The sequence below is a fragment of the Candidatus Ponderosibacter sp. Uisw_141_02 genome, assembly GCF_048087665.1.
GTDB lineage: Bacteria > Pseudomonadota > Alphaproteobacteria > Puniceispirillales > Puniceispirillaceae > UBA3439.
This window is the reverse complement of the sequence record NZ_CP159807.1, coordinates 430,389-452,595: the sequence shown is the minus strand read 5'-3', so window position 1 is coordinate 452,595 and position 22,207 is coordinate 430,389. Positions and strand designations below refer to the sequence as shown.

20 protein-coding genes are annotated in these 22,207 nt (G+C 53.3%); 10 read left to right on the top strand and 10 right to left on the bottom strand.

Annotated features, from left to right (window positions below):
- Window positions 1-57 precede the first annotated feature (57 nt).
- Complete coding sequence (locus tag ABXT40_RS02250; RefSeq protein WP_443646218.1) at window positions 58-831, bottom strand: 16S rRNA (uracil(1498)-N(3))-methyltransferase; 774 nt, start codon at window positions 829-831, stop codon at window positions 58-60.
- 74 nt (window positions 832-905) lie between these two features.
- Between ABXT40_RS02250 and ubiA the strand changes: the two genes are divergently transcribed.
- Window positions 906-1,838, top strand: a complete 933-nt coding sequence (gene ubiA / locus ABXT40_RS02245) for a 4-hydroxybenzoate octaprenyltransferase (protein ID WP_443646217.1) — start codon at window positions 906-908, stop codon at window positions 1,836-1,838.
- A gap of 18 nt (window positions 1,839-1,856) precedes the next feature.
- On the opposite strand, the gene ABXT40_RS02240 is transcribed toward ubiA, so the two are convergent.
- Together ABXT40_RS02240 and argC are read right to left on the bottom strand one after the other, a co-directional pair.
- Window positions 1,857-2,678, bottom strand: coding sequence for a hypothetical protein (locus ABXT40_RS02240; RefSeq protein ID WP_443646216.1), 822 nt, complete (start codon window positions 2,676-2,678; stop codon window positions 1,857-1,859).
- 75 nt (window positions 2,679-2,753) lie between these two features.
- Window positions 2,754-3,695 (bottom strand): N-acetyl-gamma-glutamyl-phosphate reductase, encoded by a 942-nt coding sequence (gene argC, locus ABXT40_RS02235; RefSeq protein WP_443646215.1) that lies wholly within the window; start codon window positions 3,693-3,695, stop codon window positions 2,754-2,756.
- Window positions 3,696-3,770: 75 nt separating this feature from the next.
- On the opposite strand from argC, the gene ABXT40_RS02230 reads away from it, so the two are divergent.
- Together ABXT40_RS02230 and ABXT40_RS02225 are read left to right on the top strand one after the other, a co-directional pair.
- A complete protein-coding gene (locus tag ABXT40_RS02230) occupies window positions 3,771-5,108 on the top strand; it encodes a TldD/PmbA family protein (protein ID WP_443646214.1) in 1,338 nt (445 codons plus the stop codon).
- Window positions 5,105-5,764 (top strand): fused DSP-PTPase phosphatase/NAD kinase-like protein, encoded by a 660-nt coding sequence (locus ABXT40_RS02225; RefSeq protein ID WP_443646213.1) that lies wholly within the window; start codon window positions 5,105-5,107, stop codon window positions 5,762-5,764. The genes ABXT40_RS02230 and ABXT40_RS02225 overlap by 4 nt, the downstream gene beginning before the upstream one ends.
- Window positions 5,765-5,789: 25 nt before the next feature.
- Here the strand turns inward: ABXT40_RS02225 and ABXT40_RS02220 are convergent, their stop codons facing one another.
- Window positions 5,790-7,565 (bottom strand): ABC transporter ATP-binding protein, encoded by a 1,776-nt coding sequence (locus tag ABXT40_RS02220; protein ID WP_443646212.1) that lies wholly within the window; start codon window positions 7,563-7,565, stop codon window positions 5,790-5,792.
- A 278-nt stretch (window positions 7,566-7,843) separates the two neighbouring features.
- Between ABXT40_RS02220 and ABXT40_RS02215 the strand changes: the two genes are divergently transcribed.
- Genes ABXT40_RS02215 through ABXT40_RS02200 form a run of 4 tightly spaced genes read left to right on the top strand, consistent with a single transcriptional unit; the run spans window position 7,844 to window position 11,721 of the window.
- Window positions 7,844-8,518: a lysophospholipid acyltransferase family protein gene (locus ABXT40_RS02215; RefSeq protein WP_443646211.1), complete on the top strand. Its 675-nt coding sequence runs from the start codon at window positions 7,844-7,846 to the stop codon at window positions 8,516-8,518.
- Window positions 8,515-9,816, top strand: a complete 1,302-nt coding sequence (locus tag ABXT40_RS02210) for a 3-deoxy-D-manno-octulosonic acid transferase (RefSeq protein ID WP_443646210.1) — start codon at window positions 8,515-8,517, stop codon at window positions 9,814-9,816. Before ABXT40_RS02215 ends, ABXT40_RS02210 begins: the two co-directional genes overlap by 4 nt.
- A gap of 13 nt (window positions 9,817-9,829) precedes the next feature.
- Window positions 9,830-10,819, top strand: coding sequence for a tetraacyldisaccharide 4'-kinase (gene lpxK, locus ABXT40_RS02205; RefSeq protein ID WP_443646209.1), 990 nt, complete (start codon window positions 9,830-9,832; stop codon window positions 10,817-10,819).
- 5 nt (window positions 10,820-10,824) lie between these two features.
- Window positions 10,825-11,721, top strand: a complete 897-nt coding sequence (locus ABXT40_RS02200; protein WP_443646208.1) for a lysophospholipid acyltransferase family protein — start codon at window positions 10,825-10,827, stop codon at window positions 11,719-11,721.
- Here ABXT40_RS02200 and xseA read toward each other — a convergent pair whose 3' ends face one another.
- The gene (xseA, locus tag ABXT40_RS02195) at window positions 11,722-13,206 is read right to left on the bottom strand and encodes an exodeoxyribonuclease VII large subunit (protein ID WP_443646207.1); all 1,485 of its coding nucleotides are present in this window, start codon (window positions 13,204-13,206) and stop codon (window positions 11,722-11,724) included. It abuts the gene before it with no gap.
- 54 nt (window positions 13,207-13,260) lie between these two features.
- Between xseA and purD the strand changes: the two genes are divergently transcribed.
- Window positions 13,261-14,520, top strand: a complete 1,260-nt coding sequence (gene purD / locus ABXT40_RS02190) for a phosphoribosylamine--glycine ligase (RefSeq protein WP_443646206.1) — start codon at window positions 13,261-13,263, stop codon at window positions 14,518-14,520.
- Here the strand turns inward: purD and ABXT40_RS02185 are convergent.
- The gene (locus ABXT40_RS02185) at window positions 14,517-14,966 is read right to left on the bottom strand and encodes a nucleoside deaminase (protein ID WP_443646948.1); all 450 of its coding nucleotides are present in this window, start codon (window positions 14,964-14,966) and stop codon (window positions 14,517-14,519) included. The two genes, purD and ABXT40_RS02185, sit on opposite strands and share 4 nt — an antisense overlap.
- A gap of 102 nt (window positions 14,967-15,068) precedes the next feature.
- Between ABXT40_RS02185 and ABXT40_RS02180 the strand changes: the two genes are divergently transcribed.
- Both ABXT40_RS02180 and rsmD read left to right on the top strand, forming a co-directional pair.
- The gene (locus ABXT40_RS02180; RefSeq protein ID WP_443646205.1) at window positions 15,069-15,956 is read left to right on the top strand and encodes a pseudouridine synthase; all 888 of its coding nucleotides are present in this window, start codon (window positions 15,069-15,071) and stop codon (window positions 15,954-15,956) included.
- A complete protein-coding gene (rsmD, locus tag ABXT40_RS02175) occupies window positions 15,898-16,467 on the top strand; it encodes a 16S rRNA (guanine(966)-N(2))-methyltransferase RsmD (RefSeq protein WP_443646204.1) in 570 nt (189 codons plus the stop codon). Before ABXT40_RS02180 ends, rsmD begins: the two co-directional genes overlap by 59 nt.
- 7 nt (window positions 16,468-16,474) lie before the next feature.
- On the opposite strand, the gene mutL is transcribed toward rsmD, so the two are convergent.
- Genes mutL through ileS form a run of 4 tightly spaced genes read right to left on the bottom strand, consistent with a single transcriptional unit; the run spans window position 16,475 to window position 22,193 of the window.
- Window positions 16,475-18,331, bottom strand: coding sequence for a DNA mismatch repair endonuclease MutL (gene mutL / locus ABXT40_RS02170; RefSeq protein ID WP_443646203.1), 1,857 nt, complete (start codon window positions 18,329-18,331; stop codon window positions 16,475-16,477).
- 9 nt (window positions 18,332-18,340) lie between these two features.
- A complete protein-coding gene (locus tag ABXT40_RS02165) occupies window positions 18,341-18,904 on the bottom strand; it encodes a DUF3035 domain-containing protein (RefSeq protein WP_443646202.1) in 564 nt (187 codons plus the stop codon).
- A complete protein-coding gene (gene lspA / locus ABXT40_RS02160; RefSeq protein WP_443646201.1) occupies window positions 18,901-19,401 on the bottom strand; it encodes a signal peptidase II in 501 nt (166 codons plus the stop codon). The genes ABXT40_RS02165 and lspA overlap by 4 nt, the downstream gene beginning before the upstream one ends.
- Window positions 19,398-22,193 carry an isoleucine--tRNA ligase gene (ileS, locus tag ABXT40_RS02155; protein ID WP_443646200.1) on the bottom strand — a complete coding sequence of 932 codons (2,796 nt, stop codon included), beginning with the start codon at window positions 22,191-22,193 and terminating at the stop codon, window positions 19,398-19,400. The genes lspA and ileS overlap by 4 nt, the downstream gene beginning before the upstream one ends.
- Window positions 22,194-22,207 lie beyond the last annotated feature (14 nt).

Here is a 22,207-nt window from a genome sequence, read left to right as displayed (position 1 = left end):
TGCATTCAGGCCATGATGACATAAATCACCCAAGCCGGTTTCAGCCAGATTAAATGGCTAGCTTTGCCAATCTCCGCAAATTGACTGGTAACAGGAAAGTGCCGAAATGGCGGCGGTATCAGCGCGCAATATGCGCGGCCCTAGGGAAATTTTCAAACACTTAATTCTTGTCTGCAAATCGTGTCTCTCAGCCGGTGAAAACCCGCCTTCTGGCCCGATTAAAATAGCCGCCTTGTCATGCGGTGGCGCGGCGGCAAGCGCGGTGGTGATATTCAAAGCCGGATGCCCTGCACTCGCCTCATCACACCAAATCAAAAGACGATCATCGTCACAGGCGGCAAGAACGTCATGTAATGGATCAAAAGATCTGATTTCGGCTATATCCAGACGTTCGGTCTGTTCGGCAGCTTCAATCGCATTCGCCGCCAGCCGGTCATCATTAACCCGGCTAATCTGGCAATAATCGGTTTTGACCGGCCAGATTACCCGCACGCCCAATTCGCTGGCTTTTTGGGCAATGAAATCAAGGCGGGCTTTTTTCACCGGCGCGAATAGCAACCATAAATCACGGCAATATATCTGCTGGCGGCGCTGATCAGCGATGGTGATCGAACACTGCTTTTTCGCCACCGCAGAGATTGACGCGTTAAATTCACCATCAACACCATTAAAAACACCAATCACCGCGCCAAGATTCAAACGAAGCACATGAAGCAAATAATGCATCTGATCGGATGGCAGCGCGATAACGGCACCTGCGGCAAGCGGCGCATCAATATAAAGACGCGCTTTGATATCTGTTTGTTCCATCTTTTGATATGTACTGTTCATTATAAATCCTGACAAGCAGTCTTGGCGTGAAACATTTTTGCTTTTTACCGCTTTTTTCGCTAATGACTAACCGCATGACTATTGGCACCCCTTCACCCCATACGGATATCCAGTCGCGCGGCTGGTGGCATTGGCTGCCCGCATCATGGCATCCCTTCATTTATCTGGCACGACTTGACCGGCCAATTGGCTGGTGGTTGCTTTTGCTTCCGGGTTGGTGGTCGATTGCGCTTGGCGCACCCAGCCTTGGCGCAATGGTCTGGATCATGATGCTGTTTCTGGTTGGTGCCATTGCCACGCGCGCTGCGGGATGCATCATTAATGACATGTGGGATCGCCAGCTTGACCAGCGCGTTGCCCGCACCATCGCACGGCCACTTGTCGCTGGCACCATCTCGATGCTGCAGGCAGGCCTGTTCTTGTTAATGCTTGGGCTGATTGGCCTGTTTATCCTGTTTCAACTGCCGGTTCTGGCGATTTATGTTGGCCTTGCCGCCGCGCCTCTTGTGGTTTTGTATCCACTTGCCAAGCGTGTGACTTGGTTTCCGCAATTTGTGCTTGGACTCACATTTTCATGGGGGGTGTTTCTTGGCTGGGTTGCCGTGACTGGCACCCTTCCCGATCAATCAATCATGCTGATTTATGCAGGCTGTGCCGCATGGGTTTTCGGCTATGACACGATTTACGCCATTCAAGATATGCAAGATGACCGCATTGTCGGGGTCAAATCATCCGCCCTTGCCTTTGCCCATCATATCAAAGCTGGGGTCGCAACCGCCTATTGTCTGGCAATCGGTTTGATTGCGGCTGGGTTATTGGGATTTGATCATCAACCGTTTGTCGCCGCCTGGTTTGGCCTTGCTGGCATGGCTGTTCATCTTGGCCATCAAATTTGGCGGCTGAAAGGCAATGATGCCGTTTTGGCGCTGGCGCTTTTCAAATCAAATCGCAATGCCGGTCTTTTGCTTGTCGCCGGATTGGTGCTTGATCGGCTGCTTGCCATCTAACCAAACTTGTTCAGGCTGTCATAAATAGGCGTCAATGCCGTCAATCTGAACCACCTGCAATTGCCATGGCGGATTTTGCGGCTGGATGGCAAAGGGGCGCAACCGGTCAATAATCGCATCACGCGCCGCTTTATCTGCCTGCATTTCGGCGATGAATTGCGGCATTGTCCGATCATCATCAACCTTGGCAAGCTGGCGTAATTTGGTGGCGGCCTGATCTTGGGTCAGCGTTGCAAATTGCCGCCCCACGACCGGAATCGCCGCCAGACCGGCAGGCATGCCATCACCACAATCCAGAACACCAGCACGCGCCGCATAGCCGAATACCGGCGCAATTGGCAATTTGAATTGATGTTCGACGGTTTGCATTTCAACAAAATCATAGGCAACACCAATGCCTTCGGTTAGGTGCATCTGGATCAATTGATCATCATCAAGCCATGCAACATTCAGCTGCACAATGGTGCCTGATGATGGAAAAGCCGTACAAGGCACCGCTGCGTAATAGCCCAAAATCGCCGCATGGACGATATCACAATCATGCAATCTTGCTGGCGTTACCGGCACTGTGGCACGCACGCCAAATTTCCGCAGCAATTGCACCGGCGCCCGATTGGACCCAACCGATAAAACCGCCGTCCGGCCAGCCAGAATACCATCTTTATGATCATGGCTTAGATGCGATTCATCAAGATGAAACAAATCGCCATTTGACAGAACAAAGCCGCCCGATGGGGCGTGATAGGGATATTTGTGGGCGCGATCAATTTCGCTGACTGGCGTTAGAAAGGAAGCAGAATCGGCAATTTTCACAAGATCATCGCCACCATGAAACCGCATCTTGATTCGCCCTACCCTAAAATAATGAAACGCTGGCCATCCGAACAACAGCTTGGCCTGACCGGCCGCGACTGGTTAGCTGAGCCCGAAATGATCATCAAGGCCAAGGGCAATATTCATGTTCTGCACCGCAGCACCAGACGCGCCTTTGCCAAGATTATCCAGCCGTGCGGTTAACCAGAAACGCTGTTCAGTGGCATCACTAAACACGAATAATTCCATATCATTGCGCCCAGCAAGCGCATCGGCAGCAAGCATTGGCGGCACATCGGCATGATTGGCAGCCGCCGCCCCCATGCGCACCAAAGCCGACCCATCATACCAATCGGCAAGACAATTATAAATCATTGCCGCGGTGGCAGACCCCTCAATTTGATCGGCATGAAGCGGCATATGAACAAGCATACCAGCATAGAAATCGCCAACCGACGGCATGAAAATAGGCGGCGTTTTCAAGCCGGAATAAAGTGTCATTTCGCCAAGATGCTTATGCTGTAAATTCGTGCCATAGCTAAAGGCGGGATGAAGATCACCGGCATCATGCATTGCGATCATCGCCTTGCCGCCGCCACTATAGCCGCTGACCGCTGGCGCACAGACAAGTGCCGTATCAGACAATAGCCCGCTGGCAATCAATGGTCGCGCCAAGGCCAGAAAGCCGGTTGGATAACAACCCGGATTGGTGATCAATTTCCCATTGGCAATGGCGTCACGTTGACCGGGCTGTAATTCGGCAAAGCCGTAAACCCAATCGGGGTCGATCCGGTGCGCCGAAGATGCGTCAATCAGCCGTGTTTGTGATGCTTGCGCCAACGTGACCGCCTCAATAGCGGCCTCGTCGGGAAGACACAGAATGGTTACATCACTTGCCGCCATCATGTCGGCACGCGCTGCCGCATTTTTGCGTTCGGCCTCATCAACCCGCAAAATTTGGACATGCGGATGCTCTTGCAGACGTTCTGCGACTTTCAGGCCGGTTGTCCCCGCCTCACCATCAATAAAGACTTTAAATTCCATGACGCATTCATAAACCTAATCAAGCAGGACGACAAGCGGTTGAATTATGTGATGGCGCAGGGTATCAGATAATATATGGACACAAATCATCAAAACCTTATCGCCCAATTGCTTGACGCCGCCCAAACCGCCGGAGCCGATGGTGCCGACGCAATGCTGGCGCGTGGTCAAAGCAATAGCATCAGCCTGCGGCTTGGCAAGGTCGAAGCCAGCGAGCGTTCCGAAGATTTCGATATCGGATTGCGCGTATTTATCGGCCAGCGAACCGCGTCAATCTCAACAAGCCAGCTCGATCCGGAAAATATCAAAAATCTGGCCGAACGCGCTGTGGCTATGGCCAAGTTGGCACCCGAAGATCCGTATGTACGGCTTGCCACCGATGCCGAAATCGCCAAATCCATTCCCGATCTGGATATGTTTGACGAAACCATGCCAGATAGCGAACGCCTTCGCGAAAGAGCCGCACGCGCCGAAGATGCCGCCTTGTCACATAAGGGCATCAAAACATCTGATGGTGCCGATGCCGGTCATAGCATTGTCGATGTTCTGATTGGCACATCGAATGGCTTTCTTGCCGGTTACAAACGATCATCGCATGGCGTATCAACCGTGGTCATTGCCGAACAAGACGGGCATATGGAACGCGATTATGATTACAGCGCTGCCGTTTATGAAAGCGATTTGCAGCCAGCCGAAGAAGTTGGGAACAATGCAGCGAGCCGAACATTGGCAAGACTTGGTGCCCAAAAGCCCAAAACTGGCAAATTTCCAGTAATCTATGACCGGCGGGTCGCCGCATCGCTTGTTGGCACAATGGCTGGTGCAATCAATGGCGCATCAATTTCGCGCGGCACAAGCTTTCTAAAAGACAGCCTTGGCAAACAGGTTACCAGCAAAGGGCTTTGTTTTGTTGACGACCCATTGCGGTCGCGTGGGCTTGGCTCGCGCCTGTTTGATGGCGAGGGGCTGGCGGTTCAACGGCGCGTTATGGTTGATGACGGCGTGTTAACCGGCTGGTTTCTTGATCTTGCTTCGGCGGCCAAGCTGGAAATGACACCAACCGGCAATGCGCGACGCGGCCTTGGCAGCGCCCCATCACCCGGTGCCAGTAATTTTTACATCGAAAATTCGACCATCAGCCGTGATGCGCTGATTGCCGAGATTGACGAGGGTTTTTTAATTACCGAAATGATTGGCAGTTCGGTTGATATGATCACCGGCGATTACAGCCGTGGTGCGGGTGGATTCTGGATTTCCAAAGGCCAGATCACCCATCCGATCACCGAAGCCACAATTGCCGGTAATCTGGCCGAAATGTTTATGCAGATGACCGCAGCAAATGACATTGATCTTCGCGACAGTGTCGCATCACCATCACTTCGCCTTGACAGCATGATGGTCGCCGGATCATGAAATGGACCGCCCCGCCCGGAAAACGGCGCGGGGTCGCCGATTGGCTAGACCTGATCTTTAAGGATCATGGTTTCTTGCGTCTTTGTTGGCATAACCAGCATCTTGTTAGCGACGATCTATGGCGAAGCAATCAACCCGGGCCATCGCGCATTGCCGCATTAGGTCAGAACGGCATCAAAACCATTATCAATCTGCGCGGGCCACGCCAGGATGGCGGCTGGCAGCTTGAAGCCGAGGCCTGTGCCAAGGCTGGCATTACCCTTCTTGATTTCACCGCACGGTCACGCGCCGCGCCGTCAAAAGAAATGCTGTATGAAGCGCGTGATCTTTTTGCCGCGATCAAAACACCAGCATTGATGCATTGCAAATCGGGTGCTGATCGTGCTGGGTTAATGTCGGCACTTTATCTGTTGATTGCCAAAAAACAACCCACACGCGTTGCAATGGCTCAGCTTGCGTGGAAATATGGCCATGTCAAAGCGGCAAAAACCGGTCTTCTTGATGCGTTTTTTGCGGCCTATATCCCCTATGAAGACCAAGGCATGGCGTTTTTCGACTGGGTTGAAACCATTTATGATCCTGACGCTTTAGCAGCAAATTTTATGGCACAAGGCTGGGCTGTCAGGCTTACCGACACGATTCTTCGCCGTGAATAGGCAAGGTTAGTTGGACTGCGTCAATCTAGCCGGCCTTTTCATCATCAAAGAACTGCAATTGGCATAGCCTTGTATAAAGGCCGTTTTTGGCCATCAGCGCATCATGCGTTCCCTGTTCAGTGATGCGCCCCGATTCCATCACCAAAATCAAATCGGCATTGCGCACTGTTGCCAAACGATGCGCGACAACAAGCGTTGTGCGTCCGGCCTGCAATTTTTGAAGCGCGGTTTGAACCTGTTGTTCGGATTCGGCATCAAGCGCAGCGGTGGCCTCGTCAAGCAGCAGAATTGGCGCATCTTTTAACATCGCCCGGGCAATGGCAATGCGCTGGCGTTGCCCGCCTGAAAGCCGGTTTCCCATTGCACCAACGATTGTGTCATAGCCATCGGGAAGCGCGCAGATGAAAGCATCAGCCGCCGCATCCCGCGCCGCCGCCTCGACATCTTCGCGGCTGGCACCCTGGCGACCAAAGCCAATATTGGCCGCAACCGTATCATCAAATAGCACCGATTCCTGACTAACAAGCGATATGGCGCGGCGAAGGCTGGCAATCTGCACATCACTAATTGGCTGGCCATCAATGGTGATTATCCCGCTGCTCGCCTCAAAAAAGCGCGGAAGCAGGTTAATCACCGTGGTTTTGCCAGCACCGCTAGGACCGACCAAGGCGATGATCTGGCCTGCCTTGGCGGTAAAGCTGATTCCCGCAAGCGCTGCTGCGTTGCCATCACCATAGGCAAATCCAACATTATCATAGGCAATCTGTCCCTGTTTCACCGCCAGCACCGGCGCATTTTGCCGATCAGTAATCATGCGCGGCGTATCCAACAGCGCCAAAATACGCTCACAAGCGGCAAGCCCTTCTTGGGTGACCGCATTCAAGGTGCCAATGGCGCGCACCGGCTGCACCAGCAAAATAAGCGTTGTGATAAAGGCAATCACATCACCAACCTGCATATCGCCATTGGCAACACGCCAACTGGCAAGCGCAACAACACCGCCAACGGCAATCCCGCCGACCACTTCCAAGATCGGATCAATCTTGGCGCGACCTGTTAATAGCCCAACAAGCCGTCCATATAGCCCATCAAAAGCCTGATGCGTTCGCGATGTTTCAGCATCTTCGCGCTGATAAGCCTTAACCATTCGCGCCCCTTGCAAGGTCTCGGCAAGAAGCGCGGTCACGCTTTCCATATGGGTTTGCAGATTTCCCGAGGCTTTGCGCTGGCGGTTGCCAATCTTGATGATCGGCCCCATTGCCAGCGGATAGACACCAATCACGACAAGCGCCATCAGCCAATCAAGCCAGATCATCGCGCCAATCAAAACCACAATGGTTAAACTGTCACGAACCAGATTATTGGCCAATCTGACCAAGGCTTCACGAACCAGGTTCAAATCATTCATGATGCGTGACATGAACACCCCTGCCGGTTCACGGGTGATGGTTTGAAGGTCGGCCTCGATCAGGGTTTTTGCCATATCTTTTTGCAAATCGGTACTCACCCGAAGCGCAAGCGCATTCACCATGACCGTTTGCGCAAATAATGCCGTGCCTTTGACAAGCGCAAACAGAATAATCACCGGCGGTGCAAGCCAGATGATTTCATCCGCCCTGCCATCGGCAAGCCCATTGAAAATATATTTTGTTAAAAGCGGATAGGCTGACGCGCTGGCCGCCACGACAATCATCAGCAAAAGCGCCGTGATAAGGCGCGGCAAATAGCCTGCAATCCAGCCCTGCCAAATCCGCCTTATAATGTCACGATTGACCTGTTTTGGGCGTTTCGTTTCGGTCAAGCCGACAATCCTATCAAAAAAATGCCGATATCTTTTTCAATGACCAATGCCCATTTGCATCAGGCCATGACGGCGACACGGCACATTCACCGCAAGCCAACTGTAGCAATTTGCCACCCAATCCAAAAGCATTGATCGCAGTTTGGCTGGCATATTTGCAAAAAAGCGCGCCAATGCATAATTGATCAGCTATTTTTGCATCTGCCCATTCCGCAATTACCTTCTTACATGCTAGGGTTCGGGGGCAGATGATTTAACTCCAACGCAGTTTCGAGCGCATGATAAAAAAATTGATACGATCGCCATTTGGCAATGCCCTTGTTGGCTGGACAATTGGCAGCATCATCGCGCTTTTGATGGTCACTGTTCGCTGGCGGACGGTTGATCAGGAAAAATCCGATCAATTCATGGCCAGCCAGAATGGCATTATCATGGTGTTCTGGCATGAACGGGTCATGGCCATGCCATGGCTTTGGCCGTCGGCCTTTGCGCTTCACGCGCTGCAATCGCCACATCCTGATGGCCGCATGATGTCGCATGCGATTGGCTGTTTTGGAGTAAAAACGGTTTGGGGTAGTTCAAACCGCAACCCGCTGTCGGGATTACGCGGATTAAAACGCGTTCTTGATCGTGGCGAATCTGTTGCTATCACGCCTGATGGGCCGCGCGGCCCGGCCCGCAAATCGGCGCTTGGGCCTGTTGCGATTGCCCAAATGGCCGGAAAACCGATTGTGCCAATGTGCTGGTCAGTTGACCGTTACTGGCGTGCCACCGGCTGGGATCGGCTGATCATTCCAAAACCGTTTGCCCGTGGCCGGTTTATCATTGGCGATCCGATCTATCTTGATGATATCTCAAAAGACCAGCTCGAAACCGCCCGTCAACAGCTTGAAGATGCGCTGAATGCTCAGGCTGATGCGGTTGACCGACTTTTTATCGAGCCGCCGCAATGACCTTTGGCCTATATAATCTAGTTTGGCATTTGCTGCGCCCATTGATCCCGTTGATTTTGCGTTTGCGTGCATGGCGCGGCAAGGAAATTGCCAGCCGCCTTCAAGACCGGTTTGGCCAGCCCCAACTTGATCAAAAAATAAAAGGTGCGATCTGGATTCATGCGGTCAGTGTTGGCGAAACCGTGGCCGCCATCGGCCTTGCCAAAGCGCTTGCCAGCACCCTGCCAAAAGCCAGATTTCTGATCACCACCAACACGGTTAGCGCCGCGGCGATGGTTGAACGAGAAAGCGCCAATGGCATGGCGCTATCACATGCGTTTCAGCCGCTTGATCACCCGCATTTTGTCGATCAATTTTTGCAGCACACCCGACCGACATTGGCCATTTTCATGGAATCCGATTTCTGGCCCAATTTGATATCAAAAACCGCAGCCAAGGCAATTCCGGTCATTTTTGCCTCATCCCAATTATCCAGCACCGCCTTTCACCGCTGGACGAAACAGCCAGCAATGGCAAAGGCGGTTTTTGCGGCACCGCAAATGGTTTTGGCCGTTAATGATGCGCAGGCAGCGCAATTTCAACGCCTTGGCACGCCAGCCGATATTATCACCGTTTTAGGGTCACTCAAGCTTGGCACGATGGCAGATGCCGATCCAGCCCTTTGCCAAAGCCTGAAAACCGCCATTGGCAAACGGCAAATTTTGCTTGCCGCCTCAACGCATGATGGCGAAGATGCAAGCATGATCGCCGCTGCCAATGCGCTTGGCGATAACTGGCTGACAATCATTGCGCCGCGCCATCCCGATCGGGGCAGCCAGATTGCCGCGGCAAGCGGCGGCGCACCACAACGAAGCCTTGGCCAATTTCCGTCCAAGGATCATAACCTTTACATCATGGACAGCTTTGGCGAGATGGGCAGCCTGTTCAGCCTTGCCGATCTGGTTATTCTTGGCGGTTCCTTCATGCCGAAAGGCGGGCATAACCCGCTTGAGCCAGCGGCTTTCGGCTTGCCGATCATCACCGGCCAGCATATTTTTAAAAACAGCGCCGAATTTGCTGGCCTTCGCGATGTGGGGGTTGTGTTTGATGTGGCAGAAACCGATGGTGGGCTTGATGCCACGATAACCGGTCAAAAGCTTGCCAAGCTGGTGATCGCCATTGCAAATGACAAGCCGGCACGCCGCCGCATTGCCAGCGCGGCAAAAGCCTATGCGATGGCGGCAAATGAACGCTCTAACATCGCCGCGCGAAAAATTGTGCTAGAAACAATGAAACAACCCGTCAAGACCAACAGATGATCAAGACGAAACCATGATAAAAACGCCTGATTTCTGGACAAACCGAGGATTGCTGGCCGTGCTGCTGCTGCCATTTGCAGGCTTGTGGGCAGGCGCAACATTCATTCGCAATGCGCTGGCGCATGAAACAAAAACGGCATTACCAATCATCTGTATTGGCAATCTTAGTGCTGGCGGCACTGGCAAAACGCCAGTGACCTCGTTTTTATATGACCAATTGCAAGTCCGCGGTCACAAGCCGGCAATTCTAATTCGCGGCTATGGCGGAACGGCAAAGCGGCCTTTATGGGTCGATCCCAGTCTTCACCACGCAAATGAGGTTGGTGATGAGGCGTTAATGCTTGGCGAAAGCCGTGATGTTTTGGTGGCGCGTGATCGGGTTGCCGGTGCCGCAATGATCGCGGCTAATGGCAATCATGATGTAATTTTAATGGATGATGGTTTGCAGCATCCCTATATCGCCAAAGATTTTGCCATTGGTGTGTTTGATGGCAATGTTGGCATTGGCAATGGCTGGCTGATTCCCGCAGGTCCGCTTCGCATTGGCTTGCAAAGCGGCATCAAAACCATTCACGCTGCCATAATCAATGGTAATGATGAAACCGATATCACATCAAAGCTACAGCCCCATATGCCTGTCTTTGCAGGTCATCTGACGGCTGATCAAAGCATCATCGACGCGCTTGACGGCGATCCGGTGATGGGTTTTGCCGGTATTGGCCGCCCAAACCGGTTTTTTACCAGCTTGAAGGCAGCGGGGGCAAATCTTGTTCGCAGCTTGGCATTTGCCGATCACCACCCCTATAGCGAGGCTGATTTGGTCAGGCTGCAAGAAGATGCAGCCCGTCTTGGTGCCGCGCTTGTCACCACAAAAAAAGACTGGGTTCGCCTGCCTGCCGAATGGCGAGAACGGATTGGGTTTTTGCCGGTATCGCTTGATCTTGACGCTGCGGATGCGCTCGTGGATGCTATCATTGCAACCATCGCCAAAAAAGGAGCCTGACCAAAATGGCATTTTCGGCGGGTCAGATTTCACAAAAATGGTTTCGGCAAATCATTCGCTGGCCGCTTGAAGCATTGTTTGGCTTTGGCCTTTTCTATTTTGCCCGTTTGCTGCCAGTGCGCTTTGCCAATTGCGCAATGGGTGGGCTTTTGGGGATTATGGCACCTTTGACGCCGTGGCATAACCGTGCGCTTCGTAATCTCACCCATGCCATGCCAGATCTTGATGATGCCGAAAAAGACCGGATTTTACGCGCAATGTGGCGTAATCTCGGACGGGTCTTTGGCGAATATCCGCATATCAATTCAATTGTCGATAAGGGCTGGGTTGAATTTGTCGGGCTTGACCATCTAAAGGTGCTTGAAGGTGGCGGCTTTTTGATTGGGGCGCATATCGGCAATTGGGAATTTGGTCCCTTTGCCGCTTTGACAACTGGCAAAAAAGTGGCGGCGATTTACCGGCCGTTGAATAATCCACTTTTGTCGGGCCTTTTGCATCGACGCCAAGAAACCTATGGCGGCGATATTTACCGCAAAGGCCGCGAGGCCGCGCTTGGCATGGTTAGCGCGCTTCGCAAAGGGCAGATGATGTGTCTTCTTGTTGATCAACAGCTTCGTGAAGGCGTTTCGGTTCCCTTTTTCGGGCATCCCGCCCGCACCTCGATCAGCCATATTAAAATTGCCGTCAAAAAACAGGTGCCGCTATTTTATATGCGAACCGAGCGGCTTGGTGCCTGCCGGTTTCGGGTGACGATTTCACCGCCAATTACACTGCCCGACACGGCAGATGATGCGGCGGTTTTGGCCTTGGCCACCGAAATTAACCACGAAATCGAAAGCTGGATTCGCACCACTCCCGAACAATGGTTCTGGCCGCATCGCCGCTGGGGAAAAAACATCTAGCTAGAAAAGCTTGTCCTGCCGGTCGTCATCTGCTGGTTTTCGTGCCGGTTTTGGCTTTGGTTTTGACCCCCGATTTGACCCTGGATTTGAGATCGCCTTGACCGGCTGCGCCATACCTCCGGCACTGGCATTGGCATTTAAAACCGCCCCGCGCGTGCCATCGGCAAACCGGATCATGACATTCGCCTGATCGGGGGCTGCTGCGGCGCGTTTGATGGGCGCACCAGCAGCATCAGTAACAAGCGTAAAGCCGCGATCAAGAACGCGCTCAAAGGAATTAGCATCAAGCAATTTAGCAATATTATCAATCTTTTGCTGACGATTTGCGAGGCTGGTGGCGAATTGTTGCTCAAAACGCTGGCCGATCTGCGATAAACGCCCAGCGGCTTCGGCAAGCTTGGTTGCAGGCGGCTGCAATCGTCCAGCCAGACCCGATAGCCGCAAGGCGCGCGCCGACAACCATTGATCAAGCCCGCGAAACAGCCCGCCAAGCGCATAATCTAGGCTTTGTGCCCGCCGCTGGATCAAATCTGCCGGATCAACAAGGCCGCGTGCCGCCAGCGCTGTTTGCTGGCCAGCATTTTCAAGCTTGCGCGCTGTTGCCCGCATCAAACGCGCATTCACCTCGCTTAGATAGGCGGCAAGATCGGTTTTGACCGGAACGGCAAGTTCGGCAGCCGCGGTTGGTGTCGGGGCGCGCAAATCAGCGGCAAAATCAATCAAGGTTGTATCGGTTTCATGGCCGATGGCCGAAATCACCGGAATACGGCACTCGGCAACTGCCCGCACAACGATTTCTTCGTTAAACGCCCATAAATCTTCTAATGCCCCACCACCGCGCGCGATGATCAACACATCTGGGCGCGGCAGGCTGCCATCTTCGGGCATCGCGTCAAAACCGCGAATAGCAGCGGCAACCTGCGCCGCCGCATCACGCCCTTGAACCAGCGTTCCCCAAACCAGCACATGAACGCCAAACCGATCTTGGAGCCGGTGCAGAATATCGCGGATAACCGCGCCTGTCGGGCTGGTGACAACGCCAATGGTTGTTGGCATTTTCGGAATTTTCTTTTTGCGGTCTTGATCAAACAGGCCTTCACCCGCCAGCATCCGGCGGCGGTCTTCAAGCTGTTTCAGCAATGCACCTTCACCAGCAATTTCGATCTGGCTAACAACGATCTGATATTTTGACTGACCGGCAAAGGTGGTCAGACGACCCGTCGCGATCACCTCAAGCCCTTCTTCAGGCTGGACCGCAAGATTGGCTGTCATGGTTTTCCAGCACACAGCTGCAAGGGTGGATCGATCATCTTTCAAGGTAAAATAAAGATGGCCGGACGGGGCTTTATTGGGGCGCGAAATTTCGGCGCGAACCCGCACAAACTCAAAAGCAGTCTCAACCGTTGTCTTTACGGCGCGTGAGAGCTCGCTAATCGTCAGATAGGGCGCGTTATCGCCGCTGTTTTGCTGATCGCCCTCTTCCATGATGAACCCATCTTATGCCATATTGGCCACGCCGCAACACCAAAGGATTGTTCGATGAATATTTTACTGATTGGCAGCGGGGGGCGCGAACATGCGCTTGCCTGGTCACTTGCAGATTCGCCATTAACCAGCAATTTGGTCATTGCCCCCGGTAATCCGGGCATGGCACCCTATGGCGAGATGCGGCCAGTGGCAGCGGATGATCTTGATGGTCTATGTGCCCTTGCTGTTGAAATATCGGCTGATCTGGTGGTGATTGGCCCTGAAGTGCCGCTTGTCGATGGCTTGGCTGACCGGCTTGCCAGCCTTGGCATAGCCGCCTTTGGCCCCAGCGCCGCCGCCGCCCAGCTTGAAGGGTCAAAGGAGTTTGCCCGCGCCTTTTGTGCGCGTCACAATGTTCCGCAGCCAGCCTATTTTCCGGTTAGCGATTATGCCACCGCCTGCCAGCATATTGACCAGCTTGGTGGCTTTTGCGTGATTAAGGCCGATGGGCTTGCCGCTGGCAAAGGCGTGGTGGTTGCCGATGATGCCGAAACCGCCAAAGACGCGGCAAAATCAATGCTTGATGGTCAATTCGGTGAATCGGGCAAACGGCTGGTGATCGAACAGCGCATTAGCGGCCCCGAAGCGTCACTTTTCGCGCTTCTTGATGGTGATTCGGCAATTTTAATGGCAACCGCCCAAGATCACAAACGCGCCTATGATAATGATGAAGGGCCGAATACCGGCGGCATGGGTGCCATTTCACCAGCGCCGCGCCTTGATAAGGCGCTTGAAGATCAGGTGATGCAAGAGGTGGTGGGACCCGTGGTGCGCGGCATGGCCGCCGAAGGCACGCCCTATCGCGGCGTGCTGTATGTCGGGCTTATGCTTACCAAAGACGGCCCGCAGGTCATCGAATTCAACTGTCGCTTTGGTGACCCCGAAGCACAGGTGATCCTGCCCCGCCTGAGAACTGATCTTGTCAGCGCCATGCTGGCAACAACCAATGCCAGCCTGCATCATTTTGATATGCGCTGGGATCCCCGCGCGGCGGTGACTGTCGTGATGGCCAACAAGGGCTATCCTGGAAGCTATGAAAAAGGCAGCGTCATCCGCGCGATTGACGCCGCTGAAACCGTGCCTGATTGCAATGTTTTTCATGCGGGAACCGCGCTTGCTGACAATGGCGATTTGATTGCTGTTGGCGGGCGGGTTTTGGCCGTTACCGCGCTTGGTGATGATGCCAAAACAGCGCGGCGCAATGCCTATGCTGGCGTTACCAAAATTGATTGGCAAGGCGGATTCTACCGAAGCGATATCGCCAAGACCTAGCGGCGTTCGGCGAAAAACGCTTGAAGCATCGCGCGGGCTTCAGCCGCGCCAATGCCACCATAAATCTCGGGCCGGTGATGACAGGACGGATTGTCAAAAAATCGGACGCCCGATTCAACCGCGCCTGCCTTTTCATCATGCGCGGCAAAATAGACCCGCCGCAATCTGGCATGCGCGATGGCACCAGCGCACATCGTACAAGGCTCAAGCGAAACCCATAAATCATAACCATCAAGGCGCGACTGGCCAGTGGCGGCCATGGCCGCCTCAATTGCCAGAATTTCGGCATGATGAAGCGCGTTACCATCCCGAACCATTCGATTTTCCGCAAGCGCAATCAAATCGCCCTTAGCATCAGTGATCGCGGCAGCAACCGGCACTTCGCCAGCCTTGGCCGCCGCCGCCGCCACCGCCAGAACCTTATCCATATGACCTTTCATTTTCATGCCTTCCTTGGTGACATAGATGACCGGCTTTACCAAGTAGAAATAGCCGTCATCAGTGATTGGCATTTGCCAAGGCGCAGATTTCCGGCTACATCCAAGCAGATGACAAAACAAAGCTTTACATTAGACCAGCAGGCCGTGTCCGAACGCATTGCCAAACGCATTGCCCGCGCCGGCATTTGTTCGCGCCGCGAAGCCGAAGCACGGATTATTGATGGGCGCGTCACCGTCAATGGTGAGGTGATTTCCAGCCCCGCGCTGAATGTTGGTGCGCGTGACAAAATCACCATTGATGGCAAACCCTTGCCCGGACGTGAACCTGCCGGATTATGGCGCTATTACAAACCACGCGGTCTGGTGGTCAGTGATCGTGACGAGCAAAACCGCGAAACAATTTTTGACCATCTGCCCCAAGATTTGCCGCGCCTGATGACGGTTGGCCGCCTTGATCTTGATTCCGAAGGTCTATTGTTGATGACAAATGATGGTGATCTTGCCCGCCATCTGGAACTGCCTTCAACCGGTTGGAGCCGCAAATATCGGGTTCGCGCGCAAGGCCAGATCAATGAGTCCCAGCTTGCCGCGCTTGCCGATGGTGTTACTATTGACGGCATCCGCTATGGGCAAGTGATCGCAAAGCTTGACCGGCAAATGGCAAGTAATGCATGGCTTACAGTTGCCATCCGTGAAGGCAAGAACCGCGAGATTCGCCGTATCATGGAATATCTCGGCCATAAGGTCAGCCGCCTGATCCGCATTTCCTACGGACCATTCCAGCTTGGCGATCTTGAAGATGGCGCGATTGAACAAGTCAAAGCGCGGGTGCTTGCCGATCAGCTTGGGCTTGGCGATGGCACTTTAGAAGCCAGCGAAAAACCAACGCTTTCGATTAATAAGCCAGCGCATAAATCAGGCGCGACGCGAGGCAGACATGAGAATCATAGCGGGAAGCCGTCGCGGGGCAATCCTCACAAAACTGGACGCCGTTAAAACCCGGCCAACGGCTGATCGGGTTCGCGAATCCCTGTTCAATATTCTGCAAGCTGGCCGGTTTCAGGGACTTTTGGCTGATAGTCAAGTGATTGATGTTTTTGCTGGCACCGGCGCGCTTGGGCTAGAAGCCATTTCGCGCGGTGCCGCCTTTGCCAGCTTTATTGAAAATGACGCGGCCGCCCTTGTGGTTTTGCGGGCGAATATTGCCAAGCTTCGGTTTCAATCCGCGGCCGCCGTTTTGGCCGCTGATGCAACAAATTTGGTGCATTGGCGGGCGGCACCAGCCAATCTTGTTTTTGTCGATGCGCCGTATCAAACCGGGGGCGGCCTTTTGGCGATTAACGCTTTGGCCAAAATTGGCGCGCTTGGTGACGCGGCGGTAATCATCATCGAAACCGCCAAAACCGAAATATTGGATAGCGACGCTTTGGCCGCTGGCCTGACGCCGATTGACCAGCGTAATTATGGCAAGGCCTTGCTGAATATCCTGAGCTATCAAAAGCCGTAACCGCCGCCTAGCTTCGGCCAAATAACCGTTCGATATCGGCAAGTGATAATTTCACCCAAGTTGGCCGACCATGATTACATTGCCCCGATCGCGGGGTTATTTCCATATCGCGAAGAAGCGCATTCATCTCGCTTGCGTTCAGCGGACGGCCAGCACGAACCGAGCCATGGCAGGACACGGTTGCCAAAACATGATTGATCCGGTCTTCGAGACTGGTACTGCCGCAAAGTTCAACAAGTTCTTCAGCAATATCAGCAACAAGCTGTTTGACATCGGGCGTGCCGAGAAGCGCTGGCACTGCCCGCACAACCACCGCACCGGCGCCAAATCCTTCGATCACCAGCCCAATTGTTTCCAGCATATCAGCCGCCTCGATAACCGCCGCAGCATGATGATCAGCAAGCGTGACAACCTCGGGCAAAAGCAGGTTTTGTGACGCAACACCGCTTTCGGCAAGCGCGGTTTTCATCCGTTCCATCACAAGACGTTCATGCGCCGCATGCTGGTCAATAATCGTCAGCCCATCTTCGGTTTCAGCAATGATATATGTTTTATGCAGCTGCGCCTTGGCCGCGCCAAGAAGATGATGACGCTGGTCGTTGTGCTGTTCGGCCTCGCTGTCAGATGCCATTCGCGCCGCTGGTGCCGCATCATCACCAAGCAAACCACGTAGCGGCAGTTGATCGGGTCGGTAAAAAGCATGGGCAAAGGCCATTTTCTGGCGTGATGGTGGGGCTAGATAGGAGCGTTGCGCACCGCTGGATAGCGTATTACCCGCTGGTGCAAAGTCGTTTTCTGACACCCGATCCGGCGCGGTTGAAAATTTACCAATTGCCGCAGTACCGCCTGCGCTGCTGGCGTTAATGCTGCCATCACGAAGCCGCGCCATTAACCCACCAACCAAAAGACTGCGAACCGCGGCGGCATCTTTGAACCGCACTTCGGCCTTTGCCGGATGGACATTCACATCAACCGCAGATGTTGGCACTTCAAGAAACAAAACAGCCATCGGGTGACGGCCACGCGGCAATGTATCGCCATAACCCGCCCTAATCGCCCCCAAAAGTGCGCGATCATGGATTGGACGGCCATTCACGAATAGAAAGATATTCGCCGTTGTCGGCCGGTTCATTGTCGGCAGACCGACAAGCCCGGTGAGCCGGATGTCATCGCGCACTGCGTCAAGCACGACCGCGTCAGCGGCAAATCCCTGTCCCATAATCGTGCCAATTCGTGCCTGCAACCCGCTTTGGCCTGGCAAACAGGCGGGTAAATCCAGCAAAAGACGGTCATCTGCGGTCAGATGAAACCCAACTTCGGGCCATGCCATGCCAAGCCGCCGCACGATATCGGCGCATTGCCCCTGTTCAGTGCGCTCGGTTTTCAGAAATTTCAGACGGGCAGGAAAGACCTTGAAAAGCTGGGTAACTGAAATCATCGACCCTTTGGCAAGGGCGGCCGGTTCAGGGCCAGAGACAATACCGCCATCAACAACAAGCCGCCACGCATGATCAAAACCAGCAGTGATCGAGGTCAAAGATAGCCGCGAAACAGCGCCAATTGACGGCAACGCCTCGCCGCGAAACCCCAATGAATGAATGTGATCAAGCGAATCATCAGGCAATTTCGACGTGGCATGGCGTTCAATCGCTAGCGCCATATCATCTGGCGTCATGCCGCTGCCATCATCAATAACGGTGATTTCGTCAATACCGCCGCGCCGAAGGGTGATGCTAATCTGTTGCGCCCCCGCATCAAGCGCATTTTCGACAAGTTCTTTCAGCGCACTTGCCGGTCTTTCAACGACCTCGCCAGCCGCGATCTGGTTAATCAACCGGTCGGGAAGTTGGCGGATAACGGCCATAACGGCGGTCTAATTGACGGTAAGCGGTTGATCGCTTGCTGGATCAATGGCCTTGGTGCCGCCTTTGGTTGGCGATTGACCGGCAAGACGCGCTTTGCGAAGCCGCAAATCTTCGGCCATTTTATCGAGAACCGGCCCCACATCAGGAACACCGCCAAACAGCGTTTGCAATGGCAACCGCTTTTCCAACTGAATGCCATAGGTTTCTTCATCGACCTTGGTGCGGATATCATCAGGAATGCCGGAAAAATCAAACAAACCCAAAAATTCAGACCCTTCAACTGTTTGCGAGCCAAGCAAATTTGCCGTGCTGGCCTGTGCAGTCACCTCACTGTTTTGCGCCGATTTCACAATATCTTCGGGGCTATCACCAAATCCGGGTGGAAGCGACAAAGGCGCGCGCACCACAACTTGAAACTCATCTGGTGCTGATTTGCCTTCGCCAATCGCACGGCGAAAATCAGAACAGGCAGACAGTCCGGCTGTCAGCACGACGGTCATACCAAGCATCATCACCCGTCTGGCCATCACTTGTCTGGCCATCACTGGTTTGGTCTTCACTTGTGTGGTCATGTCTCGTTTGTCTCCTGTCCAAACAAAATGCTATAGGCCCAAAGCCCCGCGCCAATCGTAATCGCTGCATCAGCAACATTAAATGCGGGCCAATGCCACGCGCCAATATGAAAGTCTATAAAATCAACAACCCGTCCAAAACGCAACCGATCAATTGCATTTCCAATCGCTCCACCGGCAATTGCCGCACCAGCAAGCCGCTGCAACCGGTCAAGTTTTGGCAACATCCAAACAAACCAGCCACTCACCGCAAAGGCCAGAACGGTCAAGCCAATGCGAACCGCAAGGCCGCCATCGGCAAGCATGCCAAAACTCATGCCGCTATTCCATACCGGAACGATATTTAACAGCAAGCCAATTTCGATATAGCGCGGCGGATTGAAAACCAAATCAAGCATAATCTGCTTGCTAATCTGATCAGCGGTAAGCACCGCACAAAATACCGGCAAGAATAAAGACAGCCCTGGCCATTTTTGAGTCGGCGAGCCCATGGTCATGATTGCGCCGAAACCACATCTTGACACCGGCTGCAAATATAAACATCGGCGCTGACTTCAGGGGTGATTTTCCAACAACGTGCGCATTTTTCACCATCGGCAACAGCAACGACAACGGCAACATCATCAATTGCGTCAAGCCGGAAGGCACCGTCTGGTGCGGCATCGCTGCTAAGCGTCGCGCTTGAGGTGATAAACAAACTCGCCGCATCCTGACCGGCAAAGGCAGCTTGCATATCAGCCGAGATATACACCATTGGCGTTGCCTGTAATGACGCCCCGATCTTGCCATCATTACGCGCCGTTTCAAGCGCGCTCATCACCACTTGACGGGCTTTTCTGATCTGCGCCCATTTTGCAGCAACAGCGTCATTATGCCAATCGGCTGGCACCGGATCATAGCTCCGCAAATGCACCGACTGATTAAGATCAGCGTGACGTGACTGCCATGCTTCTTCAGCGGTAAAACATAAAATCGGCGCAAGCCATGCGGTTAGCCGGTTAAAGACCTCATCCATCACCGTGCGGCAGGCACGACGTGCGGTTGCATCCGGATTGTCGCAATATAGCGTATCTTTACGAATTTCGAAATAAAATGCCGAAAGGTCACTGTTACAAAACTGATGAAGCTCGGAAAAAATACCGTGGAAATCATAGGTTTCGGTCATCTCACGAATGGCAGCGTCAATTGATGCCAAGCGGTGAAGAACCCATTTTTCCAGCTCGGGCATATCGGCATAGCCAAGCTTTTCACCAGCGTCAAACCCGTCTAGCGCACCAAGAAGGTAGCGAAGTGTATTGCGGAAACGGCGGTAATTATCAGTTGTGCGCTTGATGATTTCAGCGCCAATCCGGAGATCATTGTAATAATCAGAACTAACCACCCAGAGGCGCAAAATATCGGCACCATTCTGTTCCATCACCTTTTGCGGCGTTACCACATTGCCAAGTGATTTCGACATTTTGCGGCCCTGCTCATCCAACACGAAACCATGTGTCAGAACGGCCTTGTAGGGCGCTCTTGCGCGGGTTGCACAAGATTGCAGCAATGATGAATGGAACCAGCCACGGTGCTGATCCGACCCTTCAAGATAGAGATCAGCAGGGCTTTCAAGATCATCACGGTCTTCCAGAACAAATGAATGTGTCGATCCTGAATCAAACCAGACATCCAGAATATCGGTAATTTTTTCGTAATCATCAGGGTTATAATCATCGCCAAGAAAGCGCGATGCTTCAGACATGAACCAGCAATCGGCACCTTCGGCCTTCATCGCCTCAACAATCCGCGCATGAACAGCCGGATCACGAAGCGGCTCACCAGTTTGTTTATGGGCGAAAATCGTCAATGGCACACCCCATGCACGCTGGCGGCTAAGGCACCAATCAGGGCGTTGGGCAATCATCGAGGTTAACCGTTTTTGGCCAGCAGCCGGATAGAATTTTGTCTTGGCCAACTCACCAAGCGCGATATCGCGCAAACCATGTGATTCCATCGAGACAAACCATTGCGCCGTATTGCGGTAAATCAGCGGGGCTTTTGACCGCCATGAATGTGGATAGGAATGCACCAATTTGCCAATGCCGATCACGCCTTTATGCTCGGCCATGATTTCGGCAATTTTGGCATTGTCACGAAGCACATGCATACCGCCGAAAACCGGCAAATGCGGCAAGATAACGCCATCTTCGCCAACCGTATCAGGAACCGCAATGCCATGTTTGAGATGGGCAAGCTCGTAATCTTCCACACCATGTCCGGGCGCGATATGCACAAAACCGGTGCCTTGTTCGGTGGTCACATGGCTTCCTGCCAAAAGCGGCACGTCAAAATCATAGCCATGCCCCGCCATTGGATGGGCGGCGACCGACCCTGCCATTTCACGACCCATCATATGCGCGCGAATCTTGGTTTCGCTGACACCAATCGCACTAATAACGGAATCGGCAAGATCATCGGCAATCACCACAAAATCACCCTTGCTGCATAGCGCGCCATCATTTGCGGCAAGCACTTCGGTCACCTGATAGCTGATATCATCGCCATAGGCGACGGCACGGTTGGCCGGCATCGTCCATGGGGTGGTTGTCCAGATGATGACGCTGGCACCCTCTAAAGCGGCATGCGCCGCTTGGGTAACCGGAAAACGGGCATAGATTGTCGTTGATGTGTGATCTTCATATTCGATTTCGGCTTCGGCAAGCGCGGTTTTTTCAACAGGTGACCACATCACCGGCTTGGCACCGCGATACAGGCTGCCATCCATCAAGATGCGCCCAAGCTCTTCAGCAATTTTTGCCTCGGCAGCATAGGCCATTGTCGTGTAGGGGTTCTGCCAATCGCCAAGAACGCCAAGACGCTGGAATTCTTCGGATTGCACGCCTAACCAATGCGCGGCAAAATCGCGGCATTCTTGGCGGAATTCAGCAACCGGAACAACGTCTTTATCCTTGCCCTTTTTCCGGTATTGCTCTTCGATTTTCCATTCGATTGGCAATCCGTGACAATCCCAGCCCGGAACATAATTGGCATTTTTCCCAAGCATTGATTGTGACCGGTTGACCACATCTTTTAGAATTTTATTCAGCGCATGGCCGATGTGAAGCTGGCCATTGGCATAAGGCGGGCCATCATGAAGGGTGAAACGCGGCGCGTCTTTGCGTGCCTCTCGAAGCTTTTTATAGATATCAATATCCTGCCAATTTTGCAGAATTTGCGGTTCTTTTGTCGGCAAACCGCCTCGCATCGGAAAATCTGTTCGTGGCAGGAAAACTGTATCTTTGTAATTCATGATTGGCTCGATCT